Below are 23,246 nucleotides of genomic sequence, written 5' to 3'. Positions count from 1 at the left end.
GGGCATTGCCCACCCCTATCAAGGCGAGAAATTGTAGAATAATTGAATTATTGCAGTTGGGTGAAGCGTAGCGTAACCCAACATTTTCCAGTGAAAAACGTTGGGTTTCACTCCGTTACACGGAATCTGGTTTAATCAGAAGATTAAATGTCAATTACGAGCTAGGTATATCAGGATTTTCTCAATAAGGAATTACTCCTGTAGTAATCGGATTCCCTATTACACCCAACCTACACAACAATAGAGAAATCTATGCAAGAATCAGAATACTCCCAAATTCCGGGTTTAAGTGAAGTAATGTCCAAGCGATTTCAGATTATAGACGAGGCTATTGATGAAGGATATTTAGAAAGACCCAAGACCCAAGTTTTGAATACATATCTTTGGTATGCAAATTTTAAAGGCGAATATAAGCGTGAGGCTTTTGGTGTTAACTTTTCATGGGGTGCTTTTTTCCTTGGAGCTTTTTGGTATGTCCATTTTGGACTACTAAAAGAGGCTTTGTTAATTGGGCTAATTTGCAGTATATTTATTGGTTTCATTCCACCAAATGTTACTTTTCCTAGTGTAGTTTCAGGAATAATTTATGCACTATGTTTTACAGGAACACGATATGCTAAATATAAACTGACTGGGTTTTTATCTCCAGGTGGAAATGTTTTTCTTACGATCCTAAAAACGATAGGGTTGCTTATTGTTATAACTATTCCATCAATTTTAATTAATGCAATATTGTATGGATTGGAATGATTTATTGTGATTCGTGTAAAACCCCATGGGGTTTTACACTTTGTTGAAAAATGCTATATAACCCTAAAATACTAAATATATTGTGTTGGACATAATCAATGCGTATCTCAAAATTGTCCAAACTGCGGTGAAAAGCCCCTAAAATTAATTGAGGATCATTGAAATAAAGGGCTTGTTCGGGGTGGACTTGGGTTTGTAGTTGAAAGGCAATGCCTAAACGGAGAGATTGGAGAATTTTGGGGACAGCTTCCGTATTTTGGGCTAACTGAGCTAACTCATAGGCGGCGCACAGGGCTTCCATACGGGTGGCCGTGGCGGTGGAACGGGGGGGACTGTGGAAACTGCCTAACCAGTCGATGTGAGGGGGGTTGAGGGTTTGGTTTTGCGCGATCGCATCCACCATTTTTAAGGCAAAATCAAGATATTCTGCCTTCGGACTGTGGCGATACAATTCCCGTAAACTGCATAATAACCAATGATCTTGGGAAATTGAGCCTTTTTTCCCGTTCAACTGTTCTTGCAGTAAATACCGCAACCCCTTTTCCGCCACCGTTAACCAGTCTCCTTGGGGATAGAGACGATGGATGCGTAATAACGCAAAAATCGCCTCTGCGGGATACAAAGCAGAAACAAAACCACTCACCGTCCCATCCGAATACAATTGTTGATGATGGGTAAACGCCCCGCTTTTCTGTTGTACACTACACAACCGTTTCCCCAACTCCACCACTAGGGGAAGATAGGCTTTATCTTGGCTAAGTTCAGTATATTTCGCCAAGGCAATAGCCGCCAGCGCATTACTCCCCAACTTAATCTGATTATTCTCCACCACACAAGTCCCCACCCCCGGATCAGGACAAGGTTGGATAAACTGTAATAAATAGCCAATCGCCTCTAAACTGGTCGAGAGATACCCCTCCTCCCCCGTCACCGCATAGAGGTCTAACAACGCCGAAATTGCCCCCGTATGGCGTAAAATATTGTAACTCTCCTGCCGCGTCTCCGTTTCCGGTCGATAACAGTAGAGAAAACGACCATCCGCTTCTAACCCCCGTTGTAAATAGTCCCCTGCGGCCTGCGCACTTTTTAACAACAATTGAAGGGATAATTTATTCGCATCAAATACCCGATGACCCCGATAGAGAGAAAATAACTCTTGACCATCACAAAAAATACTGGTGCAATTAAACCGATAGAGCGTTAAACGTTCCGCCGCTTCCACCCGTTGATAGGCTTCTAATAATGCAGTACGGGATTTTAAATACTTTTTAATTTGTTTAGGGAGTAAATACTGCTCCTGATTAATTAATTTATTCGCCACCAATTCTTCCGGCAAAAACGCCAAATTAGACCCCCGTTCAAACGCCAACCCAAACAAACTCCGGTCTTGGGGAAACGGTCGTTTGGCGTTGCGTCGTTGCACCACCGTCACCTGTTGCACAATATCCAATTTAAACCAAGAGGGAGGCAAGGGAGAAAAGACATTTTTCGCCTGGTCTAAAACATTTTGGATGGCCGCTTTGATCCCCTGTCCAGACCCCCAAACCAGCGTGGCCGGGGTTTCTCCATCACTGAGAGAGAGACAGAGGAGACGGGGTTGGGTGTCGTTTTCGAGGTTGGGGGGTAAGTCGAGAGACACCGCCGGATTAGTGAGGGAAAGTAAGATATTATTGGCAATTGTCGCCTGTTCCTCCATTTGTAGCAGGAGGGTGGTGCGGACTTGTTCAAACCAAACCGTTTCCGGGGTGGTTTCTACGTCGATTGTACTTTGTTCCCCCATCCTAAATATCCTCTCGGTGTAATTAACCAATCCTCGTAACGTCGGGTACTCTGATTTCCTATGATAAGGGTAGTTAACATATCAATGGGAAAATCGAGCATTTTGTCAAGGGTTGTTAACTGAATGTGTTCATCTTCGCGGTAAGCAGACTTAACTAGGGTGACTGGGGTATCCCGACGACGGTGTTCGAGGAAAATATCCCGTGCTTTAATAATTTGTTGGGTGCGACTACGGGAACGCGGGTTATAAATGGCTGTGACAAAATCCCCACTAGCGGCGGCCTGTAACCGTTTTTCAATCACCTCCCAAGGGGTCAATAAATCGCTTAAACTAATTGAACAAAAATCGTGCATAAGAGGAGTCCCCACCCGACTGGCCGCTGCTTGTAAGGCAGAAATGCCGGGAAAAACACGAACTGAGGGGGTTTTCCCATCCCATCTTTGCACCTGTAATTCTTCCATGACTAACCCGGCCATCCCATAAATTCCACAATCTCCTGAAGATACCACCGCAACGGTTAATCCCCAGTTAGCTAATTCTATGGCCCGTTCTGCTCTTGCTTTTTCTTGGGTAATGGGGAGAGACTCTAGAATTTGTCCAGGTCGAAAGAGGGGGGAAATTAAGTCTAAATAGAGAGAATACCCAATCACTGCATCTGCGTCAGTAATAGCGGTTTGTGCAGCAGGGGTAATTTGGTCTAATGCTCCAGGTCCGGTCCCAACGAGATATAATTTCCCGGTGCGTCCTGTATATTCCTGTTCCGCGACTGCTACGGCAATTGTAACTGCTCCTTGTCCGGGTTGTTTATAGATTTGTTTGGGGACTATGAGAGGGTTTGTTCTTGTTTCTCCCCCATCTTCCCCATCTTCCCCATCTCCCAATACTCCCAACCCCGACAACAAGGCCGCTGCTTCCGCGACACTTGGAGTGCCTACTTCTTGTGCAACGACAGAAGACGGGGTGGGGACTTGCACTGTTTTTAACTCCTCTGGGGAGAAGGTTCGGAGGGGATAATGTTGTTGCTCACAAAGCTCTACAATTGCCCTCTCGTCCCCTTTCAGGTCAATGGTCGCAATTCCAGCGATCGCACCCTTCGCTAAGGAAAAACGGCTGAAAACGTCGTCTAGGGCAGAATCCAGTAATGTTTTTGCTGTTCCCCGTTCACATCCTATCCCCACCCATAAAACTCGCGGATGCCATTGGACTTGGGGGACTGTTTGGGTTGAAAAATCTTGTTCTCGAAAACTAATCCACACCTCTGCTTGGGGGGAGTCGGTGGAGGTAAAAGAGAAGGGATGGGTTGCAGATAAATGCTGTTGCCAGAGGGGTGAACCGGCCTCTTGATGGACTTGTACGGGGGTTTGACTGGCGATCGCGCTACTCACTCCCGTCCAATCCCCTGTACCCTTCCGCCAGCCAAACGGCACGCCCAGAATATCAATACCACTTAACCCCGACCCATCACAACTCCCCGTAATAATTGCCGTTCCCTGTAACGTCCGGGCCACCAGTTGCGTCAGTTGGTCAGCCCCTCCCTGATGACCACTACAGAGACTAATCACAGCTTGCCCCAACTCATCCACCACCACCACAGGAGGATCAGTGGTTTTATCTTGTAATAGGGGAGCAATTAACCGCACCACCGCACCCGTGGCCAAAGCAAAGATAAACCCCTGGTATTGCGGCCAAATCTGCTCTAGATGCCCTCGTAATGAGCCTGTATAGGGCGTAACGCCCTCCATATCTTGAAATTTCTCCGGCACATACAAAACCGCCCCAGATGACGCACAGAGGGGTTTAAGGGACTTAATCCCTTGAGGAGTGGTAGCAATTAAAGCGAGGGGGTGAAAACGGTCGAAGGTCATTGTTTGTTGGTTGTTGGTTGTTGGTTGTTTGTTATTTGTGAACAAGGGAACAGGGAACTCCGGAACTGGGAACAGTTGGTTCTTTTTTCTCCCCCATCTTCCCTTTGTGTCCTTTGTGTCTTTGTGGTTCACCCATTACCCATTACCCATTACCCAAATTCTTGTCTTCTAAAGTTTCAATTAACAGCGTCATGCGGTCTTGGCCTTGGTTTAAGAAGGTTTCACACTGTTGGAGTTGTTGGACTGCGACTTCAAATTGACGAAACACTTCCTCTAAAGGGAGTGTTCCGGTTTCCAGTTGCTGGATAATGTCTTCGATTTCTTGTACTGCGTCTTCGTAATTCCAACTCATGAGGATTGTTTGGCGTTTAATACTTGCACCGTCAATTGGCCTGAGCCTAATTGTATCGTTAATTCTGTTCCGGGCGCGATCGCGTTTCCGTCTCGGACAATCGTTCCATCTTGCTGCTGCACCACCGCATAGCCTCGTTTTAACACGGCGTTGGGGTCGAGTGCCGCTAACTTCTCTTGGAATAACTGACATTGATACCGTGCGTGCTGGATTACTCTAGCCTGTTGGGGGAGGGAAGACAAGCGACGTTGATATGCTGCTAATTGTTCTTTTTCTGTGGTGAGTCGCTGTTGTAACACCCCCACTAGGGCGTTTTTTCGTTGGGTATGGTCTCGATATCGTTGTAAAATGTCAGGGACGGCCATTTCTGCGGCAGCAGTGGGGGTATGGGCGCAAATATCCGCCACTAAATCCGCTAACGTCTCATCCCGTTGATGGCCAATTCCTGTAATGACGGGCCGTTGGCATTCTGCGATCGCTCGTACCACTAACTCCTCATTAAAACAGTCTAAATCCTCCACAGCCCCTCCACCCCGGGCCAAAATCGTCAACTCGGCCCGGTTATCCCGTTCAATTCGCCCAAAGGCTTGAGCAATAGAGGCTGGGGCCTGGGCTCCCTGTACAATGGCCGGAGAAAAGAGTAAATGTAACCCCGGATAACGACGACTAATGGTTCGTTGAATATCTCCCCATGCAGCAGCAGTGGGGGAGGAGATCACCGCAATGACTTGGGGATGGGGAGGGAGGGGCCGTTTTCTCGCGGTGTCGAATAATCCTTCTGCTTGTAAGCGCGATCGCAATTGTTGATAGCGTAACTCTTTTAACCCCTCTCCCGCAGGTAACACTTGATATCCCTGTAACTGATATTCTCCCCGTTTCGGATAAAGACGCACTGATCCCAACACTAGCACCTGTTCCCCTTTTTCCGGCATTTTAACCAGTTTTCTCTGTACATTTCGCCACACCACACAGCGCAAACTAGACGTTCCATCAATATCCGTCAGGGCGAAAAATAAACCACTGGGATGCCGTTTGAGACTGGTGACTTCTCCCACTACCCACACCTGTTGTAACTGTTCATCATCCTCTAGTAGTGTTTTAATATATTGGGTCAGTCCGGTAATCGAAATTGCATTAATGGTGTTCATAGAGCCAATTAAATCTTGTTAGTCTTGACCCTTAATTTTACCTAACTAACCCGATTTATGGATAAATGTATCCCTTTTTTACCCTCCCTTTTTTCTCCAAGGCAACCCTGTAGGCCAATGTAAAGCTCTATACAATTGTCTAGGGAAGGAAAAGTGAATTTTTGCTGAAATTTTCAAATTTGACCTTCTCTCAGTTCACGATTCGTGTTAATAAGATAAATAATTGGGTCAATTTTCTATAAAATGTAAGTATTCAGGGTATTTTTCTTTTAGTATCTCACTTTTCTAATTTAATTTGCTAATTTAATCTATTTTAAATCCCCTCTCGCTAATGCAGATCAAGACTTGTCTCAATTTTTTTACTCTTGTGCTTGTAAAATGTGATGTGTTCTTTCCCGAATTTACCCGAATATTGCCAAATCAGCCCAGAAAATTCTATGGAGTCCTCACCCAAACAACGGAACTCTATTTTAATCGTAGAAGATAATCCCAATAATATTGGAGTTCTTTTTAATTTATTGATCGAAAAAGGCTTTCAAGTTCGAGTGGCACGAGATGGGGAAAGTTGTCTTGATAAAGTCAACTATGATGCACCGGACTTAATTTTACTGGATGTGATGATGCCAGGAATGGATGGCTTTGAAACCTGCGCCCGTCTGAAAGCCAACCCGACTTGGGCGGAAATTCCAGTTATTTTTATGACCGCGCTGTCGGAAACCGTAGATAAATTGCGGGGACTCCAGTTAGGGGCTGTGGACTACATTACCAAACCCTTTGAACAGCAAGAAATTTTAGCAAGAGTCCAGCTACATTTACAACTGTACAATTTAACCCAGCGACTAAAAAAGGAAATCGGCGATCGCAAGGCCGCCCAAACCGCCTTAAAGCAATTAAACCAAGACCTCGAACAACGCATTACCGAACGCACCACCACCCTAGAAAAAACCGTCCTAGACTTACAAAACGCCCATCGTGCCTTACTCGCACGAGAACAACAACTACAGCATAATGCCCTTCATGATAGTCTCACCGGACTCCCCAACCGCACCTGGTTATTAACTCGTCTCAGTCAGTTAATTAAAACCACCCAACACCATCCCCAACACTGCTACGCCATTTTATTTATTGATTTAGACCGCTTTAAGGTACTCAATGATAGTTTGGGGCATTTAGTGGGGGATGAACTCCTTAAACAAGTTGCTCAACGTCTTCAGACTTGCCTTCCCGACAACGCTACCCTGGTTCGTTGGGGGGGAGATGAGTTTATTGTCCTACTCGAACCCATTGACAGTGAGGAAGATGCGATCGCCATTGCAGCCACCATTCTCGACCGTATTACCATCCCCTTCCAACTCCGCAGTTATCAAATACACACCGGGGCCAGCATTGGCATTACCTCCAGCATCCACCGTTACCAACAACCCCAGGCAGTTTTGCGCGATGCGGATGTGGCCATGTATCACGCCAAACACGCCGGACGGGGGTGTTACGTTGTTCTTACTCCAGAAATGCAGCGTTTAGCCCTCTCTCGACTGCAACTCGAAAATGAACTAAGAGAAGGACTGGCCCGCCAAGAATTTGTCCTCCATTATCAACCCATTGTCTCTCTCTCCACAGGCAAACTGTACGGGTTTGAAGCCTTAATTCGTTGGTATCATCCCAAACGGGGGTTAGTCTCTCCCATTAAATTTATTCCCATTGCTGAAGAAACGGGATTAATCCATGATTTAGGGGAATGGGTGTTACAAGAAGCCATTCAACAGCTACAGCAATGGCACAGACAATCCCCTCAAAGTCAGGGATTGATGATGAGTATTAATTTGTCGCCCCTACAATTAATGCAAGAAAATTTAGTCGAGAAAATCGAATTTTTATTAAGAAAAGCCCAAATTAAAGGAGAACAAATCAAACTAGAAGTCACGGAAAGTTGTTTGCTCGAAGCTAGGTCATCAGAAACGCAAGTTTTAGAACGCATTAAAGCCTTGGGAATGCAGATTTGTATTGATGATTTTGGGACAGGATATTCGGCGTTTAGTCGTTTACATGAGTTCCCGGTTGATACGTTAAAAATTGATAAATCTTTTATTCGTCGGTTGCGACAAGATCAACGCAGTGGCCCCACTATACAAACGATTATCACGTTAGCTCATGGTTTACAAATGGATGCCATTGCCGAAGGAATAGAAACCCCAGAAGAACGCCAAAAGCTCCAAGATATGGGCTGTGAATGGGGGCAAGGCTATTTATTCGCCACTCCTTTAGATTCTTCTCAAGCTAGTGAATGGATTTTTAACGATTAACAATTAATAATTAATGATTAACAATTGGCTATTCGGGGGAAGAAACCGGGTTTCTATCTCAATTGGTAATTTTGGCTCATAATTCTATTAAGAAACCCGGTTTTTGGCTATTACCCATTACCAAAAAAAGCGGGGCTTGAAAAAGCCCCACAAAAATTATTATTTGAATCAATTGAACTTCATCAACAAGAAGCCGCCAATGAATAAACCCCAGTCGGTTTAGACCCACAGGGATTGACGGCATTTGTGATAAGCAATCGGAGGGTAGTCTTAACTTAGGAGAGATTGTCCGATTCGACTGTTACAAAATTTACGAAATAGTGTTTGTATTTTTAGTATTAGCCGCTTGCCTCCGGTGGAAAGAGCAATGAAAGGCAGAATTGCCCTCATCTCCAAAGGGGAGGAAAGTCCCTGAATCGCTCAGAGGGTAACATATAACATATTAGGTAAGATTTAAGAGAAATTGCTAAGAATCTGAGTTATATGCAGCGCAGGAAGGAAAGATTGGGTTTTCATGAAGCAAATAGTCAACAAATGGTCTTGTCCCTTTGGGATGGGTTGTCAAGGAGTCTGGATACTGTTGCTAGTGCTGTTACCCTTTACCAGTCTAGCTCAAACCTCCACAGCAAACACACAAATCGCTCAAACGCCGGAAGCTGGAGAGGAGACGGAGCAAGAGGTGCTGACGGTAGGGATTGGGGGTACGCCTCCTTTTTTAATTGAGAATGGGGAGGAGTATCAGGGGATTGTACCTGATCTGTGGGCGCAAATTGCCCTGATCAATGATTTTGAGTATGAATTCGTATTTCAAACGCAAACTCCAGAGGCATTACAGGCCATACAATCTGGTGAGTTAGATATTCTCATTGGCCCGTTTAGTATTTCCTCTGAACGGTTAGAGGAGGTTGATTTTACCCAACCTTTTTTTGTGTCTAGTGTCGGGATTTTACTCCCAGAGCACCCCCCGACTCTTTGGAGTCGAGTCCGACCGTTTTTTACACGGACTGCGCTTTCGTCGGTGGGTGCGCTGTTGGTTTGTCTCTTTCTGGTGGGGAATGGGATGTGGTTGGTGGAACGAAAGGAGAATCCTGAACAGTTTTCGAGGGAGTATTGGCCGGGGGTTGGCAATGGGATGTGGTTTGCTGTGGTGACGTTGACGACGGTGGGATATGGCGATCGCGCCCCTAAAACCTCCCTAGGCCGCTTTATTGCCAGTATCTGGATGCTCATTTCCCTCATTACCGTTTCCTCCCTCATTGGTGGCCTTGCGTCCGCATTTACCCTCGCTCTCTCGAAACTCCCCACGGCCCAAATTACCCACCCTAGAGACTTACGAGGCACTCGGATGGCCGTGGTGGACGGGAGTACCGGGGAAGTGTGGGCAACGGAATATCACGCTCGCTTAATTAAACGGGATACTTTAGAAGAAGCGGTGGCTTTAGTCGAAGCGGGGAAAGCGGAAGGTTTCATTTTCGATCGCCCGGTCTTAGCGTACCATCTCTCACGAAATCCTGATTTGGCTCTCCGACTTGCGGACTTTACCTTGAGTTCAGAAAACTTAGGCTTTGTGGTGCCTTACGGCAGTCCACTCACGAAGTCCTTAGACTTAGCCATTGTGAGTTTAAAAGAAAATGGCACAATTCAAACCATCAGCGATCGCTGGCTACAAGGAATTGACCCTGTGAACGAACCTCCAAAAGAAAGCGAAAGTCCTGAAAAAAAGCTGTAATCCCCCACTATTCAACTAATTCACCTAGAACTTACCGAGATAGCCAAAATCTTCCTGTAAAATGACAGGCGCAGGGTTTGTTCTCCCTCCCCTTATACCCATCACCCAGACTCGCTTTTTTCTTCCACTTGGACAACCTTTACGCGCTCGTAGAGTTTATGACAGCTACTGCAACCCAACCCAAAAACGACTTCAAATATAGCCTTGACGAACCCATTGGCCAAGGGATTTTTAGTACCACGTACCAAGCCTTAGAAGTCACCTATGAATCCCCGGTTATTATTAAAACCTTAGCGGCGAGTCTGCAAGATCATGAACAGTATCCCCAGTTTACTCGGCAGTTTCTGCGACTGTGCGATCGCTTAATCGACATCCCCCACGCCCATCTCCCCCAAATTTGGGAATATTTCGAGGAAGAAGGTGCACCGTACATTGTTTATGACCGTATTCTCGGCAGAACCTTAGCCGAGCAAGTGAAAACCGACGGTCAAGTGTCAGAACACCAAGCTCTCCTCTGGTTGGAACAAGTGGCCTCGGCGGTGACAACCCTCCATCAAGCGGGATTAAAACACCTCGACATCCACCCCCGCAATATTATGATTCGTCAGGACTCCAGAGAAGCCGTTTTAGTGGACTTTGGCCTCACTTGTGAACTCACCCCCGAAATTCGCCAAACCCACGCTAATTTAATCGCTCCGGGGTATGCGGCCATTGAACAATATGATCCCAGAAGCGAGAGCTCCTTTGCGACGGATATTTACGCTCTCAGTGCCACCCTCTATTTCATGCTCACCGGGAATGCACCGCCCCCCGTCCCCCTCTTAGGTCATATTCCGGCGGAAAAATGGCAACAATTCCCAGAGGAGATGAGTCCCCGACTACGCAGAGCAATTTTAGAGGGGTTAAGTATTGAGGCACAAGACCGCCCCCAAACTGTGGTGGACTGGTGGGCGTTGCTCTATCCGCCCCAAAAGCCTGCCCCCCCCAAACCCGTAGATTTTGCCCCTACATCCTCTCCTCGGGCAGAGGATGCGCCAGAGTCCTATGTCTCTGAACCCCCAATTGCTAACCCTCAACTCCCCCAAGTCCCCCCCCGTCCTTCTCAACCGGAGCAGAAACCCCTCGATGAACTAGAACGTCCGTCCCAAACGGCTTCTGATCAGACTCCCCCCCAATGTCCCCTTCCCCCAAAAACGCCGGCTCCGAAACGGCCTAGCCGAAAACCCCAAAAACCCCGGTTTCCGGTGGGTGCGCTGTTAATGACTAGCGCGATCGCCGCCTCGGCAGGGGCAGGGTTTGGCCTCTCCCTCCGTCTCAACCGTCCCAATGAACCCGGCGCAACCTTCTGGCACGTGGAGCAGTCTTTCCCACCCAAGGATCAGTAGTGGGTTGGGATGGGAGAGATTAGAGAGATGGGGAAGTTTCGTCTGCTTTCTGCCCTCTGCCTTTCCTTAAAAAGAAATTAAAATTGCCCCAAATCCCGCCTTGAGGCGAAGAATCGGTGAGAAATAGCCCGCGAACCTGACCAATGATGAGACGAGCAAGATATAATTTGTTACAAAACCTCACAGAATTTTAAGTCATGAGTAATCCAGTCACTCGTGCTTTCTTCATTGGTCGCGCTTTTGCTCAAGTCCTCAATGAAAAAGTCGAAGATACCCTAACCAATACCCTGAGCGACCTCGGTAAATTTGACGCAGAACAACGGGAAAACTTCCGTCAGTTTACTGAAGAAGTAATCAGTCGGGCAGAACGAGAAATGGGGCAACCCTCCGGGATGTCAGTGCCAGATAACAGTCCCAATGGGTCTCAACCCGCCGATTTACAAGAAACTATTGATAATATGCGAGCAGAGATTGCTCAACTACGGTCTGCATTGGCCAGTCATCGGCAGTCTTCTTCCTCTTGAGGAGTTTAACCCGTCCCTCACTGTTTGAGGACGAGTGCCATTCAATTAATTCCCTTGTCTTGCTTCTTTTTTTTCAAGCTGTTTAGTAAACCGATAAAACCGCGTGTCTGCTCTATCCCAGAATTTGACAGATTCTTATCCCGCTAAAACAACACCTTCGGAGCGATCGCCTGCCTACGAACAAGGGAAGGCGAAATACCGTTGGAATCAACAAAATTACTCCCGAACCCGGCGACGTTTTGATATTTGGAAGTTTGTTGGTCTCTTTCTCAGCCAACTGTGGTGGGATAGTAAACCTTGGACTTATCCCGGTGGGTACAGTGACGAAAAGCGCAGAATTCGCCGCAAAAAACAAGCGATTTGGGTGCGAGAAAGTTTACTCGAACTGGGGCCAACGTTCATTAAAGTAGGTCAATTGTTCTCAACGCGAGGCGACCTATTCCCCATCGAGTATGTGGAGGAGTTGAGCAAACTTCAAGACCGAGTGCCAGCCTTTTCCTATGAACAAGCTGCCGCCATTATGGAGGAAGACACGGGGAAATCGGTGTCGGAGTTATTCCGCAGTTTTGATCTTACCCCCCTAGCGGCAGCCAGTTTAGGCCAAGTGCATAAAGCGCAATTGCACAGTGGTGAGGAAGTGGTGGTGAAAGTCCAACGGCCCGGACTCAAGCAACTGTTTACCATTGACTTGGCCATTCTCAAACGCATTGCCCAATATTTCCAGAATCATCCCCGTTGGGGGAAAGGCCGGGATTGGATGGGCATTTATGAGGAATGTTGCCGCATTCTCTGGGAAGAAACCGATTATCTCAATGAAGGCCGCAACGCGGACACCTTTCGCCGCAACTTTCGCCAAGTCAAATGGGTCCAAGTCCCCCGTGTCCATTGGCGTTATACCTCTCCTCGCGTTTTAACCTTGGAATATTTACCGGGGATTAAAATTAGCCATTATGAAGCCTTAGAAGCAGCAGGATTAAACCGTCAGTTGCTGGCAAGATTAGGAGCAGAAGCCTATTTGCAACAGTTACTCAATGATGGATTTTTCCATGCTGATCCTCACCCCGGCAACATTGCCGTTGCGCCGGATGGGTCGCTCATCTTCTATGATTTCGGCATGATGGGGCAAATTAAGGCCAATGTCCGGGAGAAGTTGATGCAAACCCTATTTGGGATTGCGGAAAAAGATGCCGATCGCGTGGTGGATTCCCTGGTGGAATTGGGGGCCTTGGCCCCAGTGGGAGATATGGGCCCCGTGCGACGGTCGATTCAGTATATGCTGGATCATTTTATGGATCAGCCCTTTGAGGAGCAATCTGTGACAGAGATCAGTGATGATCTCTATGAAATTGCTTATGACCAACCGTTTCGATTTCCTGCAACCTTTACCTTTGTGATGCGGGCCTTCTCTACCTTGGAAGGGGTGGGGAAAGGTTTGGACCCTGATTTTAATTTTATGGAGGTGGCAAAACCCTTTGCCTTAGAAGTGATGAGTAATAGTAACGCGAGTAACGGCAATAGTATTATCGACGAACTGGGAAGACAAGCGGCCCAAGTGAGTAGTACCGCTTTGGGTTTACCCCGTCGCTTAGAAGATACAATGGAGAAGTTAGAACGGGGGGATATTCGCGTTCGGGTGCGCTCTATTGAATCCGATCGCTTGTTGCGACGGATGGGAATGATGCAATTGCTCACAAACTATACATTGTTGGTGGGTGTTTTTACGTTATCTGCTACTATCCTCTTAGTTAACGACATGATCGGGTTAGCAGCGATCGCAGCGTTAGCAGGTGTAGGAATGGGAGTAGCTCTATTCCGTCTGTTAAAACGTATCGACCGCTACGACCGACTACCCTAATCTTTTGCTAACTTCACTTTATTGATCAAAGTAGTTTATGAAACGTCGCTTCAAGGGGCTAACGGATACAGGAATTCTGCGCTCGGTCAACCAAGATGATTTTTATGTTGATCCAGAGGGGAGATTCTTCATTGTAGCCGATGGCATGGGGGGCCATGCAGGGGGGCAAGAGGCCAGTCGCATCGCCACCCAAACCATTCAGAGTTATTTAAATGAGTATTGGGAAGATCGGGGAATTTCCTCGTCGGATTTGCTGAAAAAAGCCATTGCTGAGGCCAATCAGGATATTCTAGTGGATCAAGAAAATCATCCCGAACGGGCCGATATGGGGACAACGGTGGTGATGGTGGTATTTCGGGATAAGCAACCGTTATGCGGTCATATTGGAGATTCCCGGTTTTATCGCTTGCGGAATCACAGTTTAGAACAAATGACCGATGACCAAACTTGGGTGGCCCGGGCCATGAAAATGGGGGATTTAAGCCCAGAGGAAGCCAGAATTCACCCCTGGCGGCACGTTTTATCCCAATGTTTAGGCCGAAGGGATTTAAACTACATTGAGGTGCAACCCGTGGAGGTGCAAACGGGCGATCGCTTGTTATTGTGTAGTGATGGCCTCACCGAAGAAGTCACCGACGAGGATATTCAAGACTGTTTAGCCACCAGTCAAACCTGTGAAGAAGCGGCCACCACCCTCATCGAAGAAGCCAAAAATAATGGCGGTTCGGATAATATTACAGTGGTGGTTGTAGAGCAAGGGTGATTTTGAGCCAAGGCCACTTCAAATCAAGAACTTGGCTCGTTAGACTAGAGCCAATTTTGTGAATGATTGAGGGAATAATGACCCATATGATGCCATCTGTCCAACTTGCGATCGCGCTAATTTCCGCCAGTCTCCTTCTCCCCGTCTCCCCCCTCTCCCGTTTAGCCACGGCAACCCCCCTAGCAGCAACAGAAACCCTATCAAACCGCGAAACCAACCGTAACCCCCAACAAGAACGCTATGTTCGCATACAATCCCTAGAAGGGACTGTCACCTATAACGGCAATCCCGTCCAAGAAGGAGATCGTATTCCCGTGGACTCTGATGGGCCAGGACTACAAACCGGAGAAAATTCCCGCGTCACCCTAGAAATGGACGACACCATTGGCACAGTTAGCCTCGACGAAAACTCCCAACTGCGTGTCACCGGACTAGAGATTCTCCCCAGTGGGGGGAAAACCACCCAAATGTATTTGGCCCAAGGCCGAAGTCGGGCCAAAATCCGCGACTTTAATAACCCCGATTCCAGTTTCGACATTGACACCCCCTCCGGAAATGCTGGAGTTCGGGGGACTGAATTCGGTTTAGTGGTTCTCCCCGATGGAGAAACCCGCATGGCCGTCGTCTCCGGGAGAGTCGTGTTTAGGAATGCAGGAGAGGAAGTCCAATGCGAATCCGGGTTTGGGGCCATTGCTGAACCGGAACAACCCCCCACTGGTTGGGGACAAGTATGGGATGAAGGACGAGTTCGTTTAGAAGTCTTGTCCGAGGAAAATGAGGGGAAAGTTCGCTTAGAGGCCCAGATCAGTCCCGTCAATTTTGTCTCGTTGAATGGAAACTCCCTAGAAGCCAATGAGGAGGGACGCTTTATAAGCGTAATAGAGATTCCCGATGATGGCATCCTGAGAGTTGAAGTGACTGACCCTCTGAGACAAACTCAAGTGTATGAGTTAGTGGTCCCCTCTCAGTATTAATGAAACACAACCTGAAACACTATTTAGCCACAAACCCCCCCTGGATGGTGGGAACAATGGCAGTTTTGCTGGCCATTGGGTTTTTCCCATTGCAATTATGGCGGCCTTTGGAACAAACGGGATATAATTTGTTATTTCGTTTACGGCCTCCCCTAGAATGGGACGATCGCATCGCAATTATTGGCATTGATGACGATACCCTAGAAGCGTATCAAACTTTTCCGTTACCCCGTGATCGCTATACAGAATTATTACAGTCCCTTGATGAGTCCTATCCCGTCGTAGTGGGGTTTGACATCCTCTTTATTGAACCCACCCCCCAAGATGCGTCCTTGGCCGCAGCAATGAACCAACTAGGAACCGTGGTTTTGGCCAGAACCTGGGAAACCACCACCGGAGACCCCCTCGAACCCACTCCCACCCTAGCAGAAGGGGCCGCCAATCAAGGCCAAATTCTCCACCAACGAAACCCAGATGGAATAACCAGAGAAGCAACCCTTTGGGTGAATAGTCCTAATTTTTCCATTCCTAATCTCACTTTGGCCATGGTAGAGGTAGAGAATTTTCTCCGAGACGCAGAGGGAAAACCCCCTTTAGTCCCACTTCCTCCCCCAAACCAGAGTCAAGAAAGGCAAACTCGTCTTTTAAACTGGGTGGGAGATACCGCTAATTTTCCCCAGTATTATTCTTTTCTTGATGTGGCCGAAGGTCGTATTAAACCAGAGGGATTACAAGATAAACTGATTTTAGTGGGATTTACGGCCACGGCCACCAATGACCCCTTACAAACCCCCCTCAATCGTGATCCTCCCACCTCTGGAGTCTATTATCACGCCACCGTTTTAGATAATCTCCTCCAAGACCGTTTTTTAGAGAAACTTCCCCTCTGGGGAGAAATGCTGCTTCTCTTCCCTATGGGGATATTCACTGCAATTCTTCTCTCCCGTCGGCCTCTCTTTCGGAGAGTGATTTTTGTCTTGGTTTTCCCCATTGCGTGGGTTTTGGTTGCGTTATTGTTGTTGAGTAGTCGTCACTTTTGGTTGCCTGTGGCGGCCCCCATTGGCACAATGTTACTCAGTGTGGGGGGAGTCCAACTGCGGGAACAATGGGAGAAACAACAGTTAATGCAGTTGTTTGAAAAATATGTCTCTCCCGAAACCGCTAACGTAATTTGGCAACAGAAAGACGACTTTTTTCAAGATGGGGAATTATTGGCCACCCAGTTAGAGGCCACCGTCTTATTTATGGATATTCGGGGGTTTACTAGCATTTCTGAACAAATCCCCCCTGAGAGTGTGTTTCGTTGGTTAAATCGCTATTTAGACACCATGACACGCTGCATTATGGATCATGGGGGAGTTGTAGATAAGTATATTGGGGATGCTATTATGGCCGTCTTTGGCGTACCCTTTCCTCGGACCACCGAGGCCGAAGTACAACAGGATGCCTATAATGCGATCGCGGCCAGTTTAACCATGTGTCGTCATCTCGACCAACTCAACCAACACCTCCAACAAGAGGGTTTACCCACCATTCACATTGGAATTGGGATTCATTCTGGGTCAGTCATGGCCGGGAGTTTGGGGGGGTCACAACGGTTAAACTATTCCATTGTCGGAGATACCGTCAATGTGGCCGCAAGACTGGAAACCTTGAACAAACAAGTCTCTCAAGACCGTCCCTATCCTATTTTACTGTCCAGTCAGACCTTTGAACGAGTCCGCGATCGCTACAACGGTCAACCCATCACCGAAATACAACTCCGAGGTCGCCAAGAACTCACCCAAGTTTATACAATTATTCAATAAACCGCAAAATGAGCAGTGAAAAAACTCTCGTCACCGATAATAATACTCCAGTTGCCCGCCTTTCTCCCTATCAACCCACAACAACAGACGAATTATTTAAAAAGATGCGTGGAAAAATCCAATATTTTGAAGATTTAACCACCCCCACCCTAGAAGAATGGCAGGAAATCTAAATTTCGTTGGTCTCTTAACCCCTTAAAAACGGGTTTTAGCTATTAGTCTTGGGTTTTAACCCAAGGTGTATTAAGGTAATGTTACCTTAATACTTACGTTTTGCCGTTTTTGGTTTACTAGACAAAAACCACAATTCATTACCCAAAACAATGTCTTCCATTCAAGAAACCTTAAACCAAAAAGTCCAAATAGCAGTCCAAACTGCATTGGGGGAGGACTTCCCCCAATACCAACCCTATATCGTCCCCGCAACCAACCCGAAATTTGGCGATTATCAATGTAATTTGGCTTTACCCCTCGCCAAACATCTGCAACAAAAACCCCGTGATATCGCCCAAACTATACTAGATGCGTTGCCAGTTCAAGCTATCTGTGAAACACCAGACATTGCCGGCCCTGGATTTATTAATTTTAAAATTCGCCCAGACTACCTCCAGCAAAAAATTGAACAAGTCTATCAAGACGAAAACTTAGGGGTTGAAGCAACCAAACATTTACAAAAAGTTGTGGTTGACTTCTCTAGTCCCAACATCGCCAAAGAAATGCACGTAGGACACCTCCGTTCCACTATCATTGGCGATAGTATTGCCCGGATTTTAGAATTTCGCGGCAATGACGTTTTAAGACTTAATCATGTGGGGGATTGGGGGACTCAATTCGGGATGTTAATTGCCTATTTAAAAGAAAAACATCCCCAAGCCTTAACCACCGCCAATGCCTTAGAAATTGGGGATTTAGTCGCCTTTTATCGAGAAGCAAAACAACGCTTTGATGCAGACGAAACCTTTCAACAACAATCCCGTCAAGAAGTCGTTAAACTGCAAGCAGGAAACGAAGAAAATGTCAAGGCTTGGCAACTAATTTGTGACCAATCGAGACAAGAATTTCAGAAAATTTACGACCGCTTAGACGTTCGCTTACAAGAAAGAGGAGAATCTTTTTATAATCCCCTCTTACCCGATGTCATTAAAGACTTAAACCAAGCGGGAATTCTAGAAGAAAATCAAGGCGCACAATGCGTCTTTTTAGACGGATTTACCAATAAAGAAGGTGAACCCTTACCCCTAATTGTCCAGAAATCTGACGGGGGGTATAATTATGCAACAACCGACCTAGCGGCCTTAAAATATCGCATCCGCAAAGACGAAGCAGACCGCATTATTTATGTCACCGATGCGGGACAAGCAAACCATTTTACCCAAGTCTTTCAAACCGCAAGAAAAGCGGGAATTTTACCCGAAAATGTCGAAGTGGTTCATGTTCCCTTCGGACTGGTAAAAGGGGAAGATGGCAAGAAATTTAAAACCCGTTCTGGGGAAACCGTTCGTTTAAAAGACCTATTAGACGAAGCGGTATCACGGGTAAAACAAGACCTAGAACAACGGTTTCAAGCGGAAAACCGCAATGAGAGTGAAGAATTTAAAAATCATGTCGCGCAAGTCATTGGTATTAGTGCAGTTAAATACGCAGATTTAAGCCAAAATCGCACCAGTGACTATATTTTTAGTTATGATAAAATGCTCTCTTTGCAGGGGAATACCGCACCCTATATGCTTTATGCGTATGTGCGCATTCAGGGAATTAGTCGTCAGGGAAACATTAACTACAGTCAACTGGCCAAACGGGAAGAAAGTTCCTTAACTCACTGGGAGGAGAAACCCCCCTCAAAGTTGAACTGGAAACCCATCGCATTTACCTTCCTCTTTCTCCTGGCCACTTTCCTTGTTGCAGACACCACTATCCGGGTTCTCCATGTGGTTCATAGTTTCCCCCTCCTCCCCACCTTCTTTCAACTCACCGGGTTTTGTTACACCCTCTGGTTTATCTGGAAACGGTTATTATTCCATCAAGACCGTCAAATATTGGGAGAACAGTGGAATGATCTGAAAACCACCGTCTTAGGGGACCCCCAAGACTCCCCAGAACCGGAAACTCCCCAACCCACCCTCTCCCCTGGGAGAGAACCAGAAATTCTGCTACAAGATGAGACAGAATTAGCACTGGCCAAACACCTTTTACAACTGACAGATGTTCTCAAGGAAGTCGAACAAGACTTACTCCCCAACCGTCTGTGTCAGTATCTATTTGAACTGAGTCAGAAGTTCAACCAATTTTATGACCGTTGTCCCGTTTTACAAGCAGAAGACCCCCTACGGACTTCGCGGTTGATGTTATGTGACACCACCGCAAGAACCTTAAAACTGGGGTTATCCCTGTTAGGAATTCCGGTGTTAGAACGAATGTAAAATGATTCTAAACCCAGAACTTTAGGGAGAAACCCGGTTTCTTTGCTTCCACTAGCGTTTCAGGAGAGAGAAACCGGGTTTCTTAGCTTCTACTCCCCCCCCCTAGTAGAGATAGGAAATTTTTGATGGGGTTTGGGTTGCAGTCTCAGGGACTTCGGCCATGGCCCGACTGAAAAAAATTCCCCCCATTGCGAAAAAAGTATTAAAAGACACGACACAATCACCATTCCCCGCCTACCCTAAAAACGATCTTCGAGTGAGTCTGAGAGTATCAATGGTGAAATTAGCGGCACGAGTAACACAAGTCCCCCCTTCTATGACCTTGGCCATTTCGGCCAAAGCTAAAGCCATGAAAGCGGATGGCTTAGATGTTTGTAGTTTTAGCGCAGGAGAACCGGATTTTGATACTCCAGATCATATTAAGGCGGCGGCGAAACAGGCGTTAGATGAGGGAAAAACCCGCTACGGCCCCGCCGCCGGAGAAGCGAAATTACGGGATGCGATCGCCAAAAAACTGCAAAAAGACAACCAACTCAACTACGAGGCCGAGAATATCATCGTCACCAATGGCGGCAAATATTCCCTATATAATCTGATGATGACCCTCATTGAATCCGGAGATGAGGTAATTATCCCGGCCCCCTACTGGGTAAGCTATCCAGAAATGGTCAAACTGGCCGAAGGCACTCCCGTGATTATAGAAGCCACCGCCAGTAATGGCTACAAAATCACCCCCGCACAACTCCGCGAGGCCATTACCGAGAAAACCAAACTCTTTGTCTTTAACTCCCCCTCCAACCCCACCGGAATGGTTTACACCCCCGATGAAATCCGCGCTTTAGCCGAAGTGGTGGTCGAAAAAGACATTTGGGTAGTGTCCGACGAAATTTATGAGAAAATCCTCTACGATGGCGCAGAACACCTCAGCATTGGCTCAGTCAGTCCAGAAGCCTTTGCTCGCACCATTACCAGTAATGGCTTTGCCAAAAGTTACGCTATGACCGGATGGCGGGTGGGATATGCCGCCGGCCCAGTGGAGGTTATCAAGGGGATGACACGGCTTCAGAGCCACAGTACCTCCAATGTCTGCACTTTTGCTCAATATGGGGCAATGGCCGCCTTAGAAGGCACACAAGACCCCTTACAGACCATGGTGGAAGCCTTCACCCAACGCCGTCAATATATCCTAGACCGCATCGAGGCCATGGATAAAGTAAGTTGTCCTAAACCCGACGGTGCATTTTATGTCTATCTCAATATTGGGGAAACGGGGACCAAAGCCATGGATTTTTGTACCAAACTCCTTGAAAAATACCACGTTGCCATGATACCGGGGGTTGCCTTTGGGTCAGGTGATTGTGTGCGGATGTCTTATGCAACGGACTTAGACACCATTAAAGAAGGATTAGATCGTTTAGAGAAATTTGTTGCAACCTGTTAAGCCAACTGTAACAAACTGCAAGATTTTCATCGTTTTCCCTCCCCTCTAATGCCATGATGGGGTTAAGAGGGGAAGTTTTCCTCTGGATGACCTAAGTGGTCAAGAGAGGACGGAGGACAGATCAATGAAATATCAAAAAATTTTAGTCGGACTTGATCGGTCTGAACAAAATAGTACGGTGTTTCAACGGGCCTTACACCTTGCGAAACTGGATAATGCTCAATTGATGATCTTTTATTGCCAACCCTTTGAGGAGGGGGTTGATTATCTCAGTGCGGTGTATAGTGAGGAATTTACTGTGCATACCCGTGATTTGCAGGAGAAAATGAAACATGAACGGGAACGGGATCAAGATTTTATCAATAATTTTGCTGAAGCTGCCCGTAATGCCGGAGTGCCAACGGAAGCAGAGATCAGACGAGGGGATGCTGGCCGCTGGATTCGCCAATTGGCCAAAAGTTGGGAGGCTGATCTAATTGTAGTAGGCCATCGTGGTCATCGAGGGTTAGCTGAACTATTTTTAGGCAGTGTGAGTAATTATATTTTGCATCATGCTCCTTGTTCGGTTTTGGTGGTTCAATAGTTAAGGGGAGAAACCGGGTTTCTTTTGAGCATTTTGAGAGTAAAGCCAGGTTGGGGATAGAAACCCGGTTTCTTAACTCTAAGCATTGAACAACAAATAATTATCAATTATCCATTATCCATTATCCATTATCAATTATCCATTATCCATTATCCATTATCCATTATCCATGGTTTTCAGCAGCACTGCCCCCATCTCACTGCATCCAACCTGCTTCATTCCCTCAGACATGATATCCCCAGTCCGATAACCTTGATCTAAAACCCCTAAAACCGCTTGTTCAATGTGACTCGCAGCTTCTGGCTGATCTAACCCATAGCGTAACATCATGGCGGCACTGAGGACTTGGGCTAAGGGGTTGGCCTTGTCTTCTCCAGCAATATCTGGGGCTGAACCGTGGACGGGTTCAAAAACTCCCGGTTGGCCAGGGTCCCCTAAACTGGCTGAGGGTAACATCCCAATACTTCCGGTTAACATGGCCGCTGCATCGGAGAGGATATCCCCGAATAAGTTGCCCGTGACGATGGTATCAAATTGTTTGGGGGCGCGAACCAATTGCATGGCGGCGTTATCGACGTAGAGGTGAGAGAGTTCTACATCGGGGTATTGTTGGGCCATTTCTGTGACGCGATCGCGCCATAATTGAGACACATCCAATACATTGGCCTTATCTACCGAACAGAGTCTCCCTTGGCGTTTTTTCGCGGTTTCAAAGCCGACTCTGGCAATGCGATCAATTTCCCCTTCGCTGTAGGCCATGCTGTTCACACCCCGTTTTTCCCCGGTTTCTGTGGCAAAAATGCCCTTGGGTTGCCCAAAGTAAACCCCTCCGGTTAATTCGCGCACTACCATAATATCTACCCCCTCGACCACTTCCCGTTTTAGGGTCGAGGCATCGACTAACTGGGGTAAGATGGTCGCAGGTCGCAAGTTGGCAAATAAATTTAAGCCGGCCCGTAAGCCTAATAACCCGGTTTCGGGTCGTTGATGTCGGGGTAAGTTATCCCATTTATAACCCCCAATGGCCGCTAACAGTACCGCATCACTGGCTTTACATTGGGCTAAGGTTTCATCGGGGAGGGGGGTTTCGGTTGCGTCAATGGCCGCCCCCCCAATGAGGGCCTCGGTAAAGTCGAATTTTAGAGCAAATTTTGCCGCGATCGCATTTAAAACTTCCACGGTTACGGCCATAATTTCAGGCCCAATGCCATCACCCGGTAACAAGGTTATGCGGTACTGCTGTGTCATGATTCAGAACGACTATAGGGTTAACCTCTAGTAGGCTATTTACTCGACTTTTTTTGACATTAGGCCACAAAGCCCTACTTATACCCCTCCTGGAGTTTTCTGGCCTGTGCCGGATGAACAGGTTTTAAAGGGGTTTGATTTTGGTCAGGGTTATGAGAAATGTGTAATTGCACATGATTTCAAGGGCTTCTTCAGCCACTCAGTTAAACTGTAAGGTTTGCCTCGACAAACTTCAAAGGGCTTTTTACGTCTGTAACACCACCTCCACTCATCGTTGGTGTTTTGTTTAATTACAGACCACAGGGCCAAGTGCTGGCGTTT

At 46.9% G+C, this 23,246-nt stretch carries 18 protein-coding genes; 13 read left to right on the top strand and 5 right to left on the bottom strand.

Annotated elements, in window-relative coordinates:
- The first annotated feature begins 252 nt into the window (after positions 1-252).
- Positions 253-750: a hypothetical protein gene (locus PN462_RS16325; protein WP_272129879.1), complete on the top strand. Its 498-nt coding sequence runs from the start codon at positions 253-255 to the stop codon at positions 748-750.
- Position 751: 1 nt separating this feature from the next.
- Here the strand turns inward: PN462_RS16325 and PN462_RS16320 are convergent, their stop codons facing one another.
- The 4 genes from PN462_RS16320 to xseA form a co-directional block, all read right to left on the bottom strand.
- The gene (locus tag PN462_RS16320) at positions 752-2,530 is read right to left on the bottom strand and encodes a hypothetical protein (RefSeq protein WP_272129878.1); all 1,779 of its coding nucleotides are present in this window, start codon (positions 2,528-2,530) and stop codon (positions 752-754) included.
- The gene (gene cobJ / locus PN462_RS16315) at positions 2,503-4,395 is read right to left on the bottom strand and encodes a precorrin-3B C(17)-methyltransferase (RefSeq protein ID WP_272129877.1); all 1,893 of its coding nucleotides are present in this window, start codon (positions 4,393-4,395) and stop codon (positions 2,503-2,505) included. Before cobJ ends, PN462_RS16320 begins: the two co-directional genes overlap by 28 nt.
- Before the next feature lie 142 nt (positions 4,396-4,537).
- Complete coding sequence (gene xseB / locus PN462_RS16310) at positions 4,538-4,747, bottom strand: exodeoxyribonuclease VII small subunit (RefSeq protein WP_272129876.1); 210 nt, start codon at positions 4,745-4,747, stop codon at positions 4,538-4,540.
- Positions 4,744-5,895, bottom strand: coding sequence for an exodeoxyribonuclease VII large subunit (xseA, locus tag PN462_RS16305; protein WP_272129875.1), 1,152 nt, complete (start codon positions 5,893-5,895; stop codon positions 4,744-4,746). The genes xseB and xseA overlap by 4 nt, the downstream gene beginning before the upstream one ends.
- 383 nt (positions 5,896-6,278) lie before the next feature.
- Between xseA and PN462_RS16300 the strand changes: the two genes are divergently transcribed.
- From PN462_RS16300 to PN462_RS16245, 12 genes are all read left to right on the top strand, one after another.
- Positions 6,279-8,195, top strand: a complete 1,917-nt coding sequence (locus PN462_RS16300) for a two-component system response regulator (RefSeq protein WP_272129880.1) — start codon at positions 6,279-6,281, stop codon at positions 8,193-8,195.
- 514 nt (positions 8,196-8,709) lie between these two features.
- Positions 8,710-9,924: a transporter substrate-binding domain-containing protein gene (locus PN462_RS16295; RefSeq protein WP_272129874.1), complete on the top strand. Its 1,215-nt coding sequence runs from the start codon at positions 8,710-8,712 to the stop codon at positions 9,922-9,924.
- Positions 9,925-10,082: 158 nt separating this feature from the next.
- Entirely contained in the window at positions 10,083-11,309 is a 1,227-nt protein-coding gene (locus tag PN462_RS16290) for a serine/threonine protein kinase (RefSeq protein ID WP_272129873.1), read from the top strand.
- Between the two features lie 197 nt (positions 11,310-11,506).
- Positions 11,507-11,833, top strand: coding sequence for a DUF6825 family protein (locus PN462_RS16285; RefSeq protein ID WP_272129872.1), 327 nt, complete (start codon positions 11,507-11,509; stop codon positions 11,831-11,833).
- Positions 11,834-11,936: 103 nt separating this feature from the next.
- On the top strand, positions 11,937-13,688 hold the full coding sequence (locus tag PN462_RS16280) for an ABC1 kinase family protein (protein ID WP_272129871.1): 1,752 nt from the start codon (positions 11,937-11,939) through the stop codon (positions 13,686-13,688).
- A gap of 37 nt (positions 13,689-13,725) precedes the next feature.
- Positions 13,726-14,451, top strand: coding sequence for a Stp1/IreP family PP2C-type Ser/Thr phosphatase (locus tag PN462_RS16275; protein ID WP_272129870.1), 726 nt, complete (start codon positions 13,726-13,728; stop codon positions 14,449-14,451).
- A gap of 86 nt (positions 14,452-14,537) precedes the next feature.
- Positions 14,538-15,425 (top strand): FecR family protein, encoded by an 888-nt coding sequence (locus PN462_RS16270; protein ID WP_272129869.1) that lies wholly within the window; start codon positions 14,538-14,540, stop codon positions 15,423-15,425.
- A 56-nt stretch (positions 15,426-15,481) separates the two neighbouring features.
- Positions 15,482-17,233, top strand: a complete 1,752-nt coding sequence (locus PN462_RS16265) for a CHASE2 domain-containing protein (RefSeq protein ID WP_272129868.1) — start codon at positions 15,482-15,484, stop codon at positions 17,231-17,233.
- 8 nt (positions 17,234-17,241) lie between these two features.
- Entirely contained in the window at positions 17,242-17,406 is a 165-nt protein-coding gene (locus tag PN462_RS16260) for a hypothetical protein (protein ID WP_272129867.1), read from the top strand.
- A gap of 150 nt (positions 17,407-17,556) precedes the next feature.
- Positions 17,557-19,653 (top strand): arginine--tRNA ligase, encoded by a 2,097-nt coding sequence (argS, locus tag PN462_RS16255; RefSeq protein WP_272129866.1) that lies wholly within the window; start codon positions 17,557-17,559, stop codon positions 19,651-19,653.
- Between the two features lie 274 nt (positions 19,654-19,927).
- Positions 19,928-21,094, top strand: a complete 1,167-nt coding sequence (locus tag PN462_RS16250; RefSeq protein WP_443029195.1) for a pyridoxal phosphate-dependent aminotransferase — start codon at positions 19,928-19,930, stop codon at positions 21,092-21,094.
- Between the two features lie 124 nt (positions 21,095-21,218).
- Positions 21,219-21,677 carry a universal stress protein gene (locus tag PN462_RS16245; protein ID WP_272129864.1) on the top strand — a complete coding sequence of 153 codons (459 nt, stop codon included), beginning with the start codon at positions 21,219-21,221 and terminating at the stop codon, positions 21,675-21,677.
- 156 nt (positions 21,678-21,833) lie between these two features.
- Here PN462_RS16245 and leuB read toward each other — a convergent pair whose 3' ends face one another.
- The gene (gene leuB, locus PN462_RS16240; RefSeq protein ID WP_272129863.1) at positions 21,834-22,925 is read right to left on the bottom strand and encodes a 3-isopropylmalate dehydrogenase; all 1,092 of its coding nucleotides are present in this window, start codon (positions 22,923-22,925) and stop codon (positions 21,834-21,836) included.
- Positions 22,926-23,246 lie beyond the last annotated feature (321 nt).

It is taken from the genome of Spirulina sp. CS-785/01 (assembly GCF_028330525.1).
Lineage (GTDB): Bacteria > Cyanobacteriota > Cyanobacteriia > Cyanobacteriales > Spirulinaceae > JAQMSD01.
The sequence above is the reverse complement of the archived record's forward strand: the minus strand, read 5'-3'. Positions and strand labels throughout refer to the sequence as shown.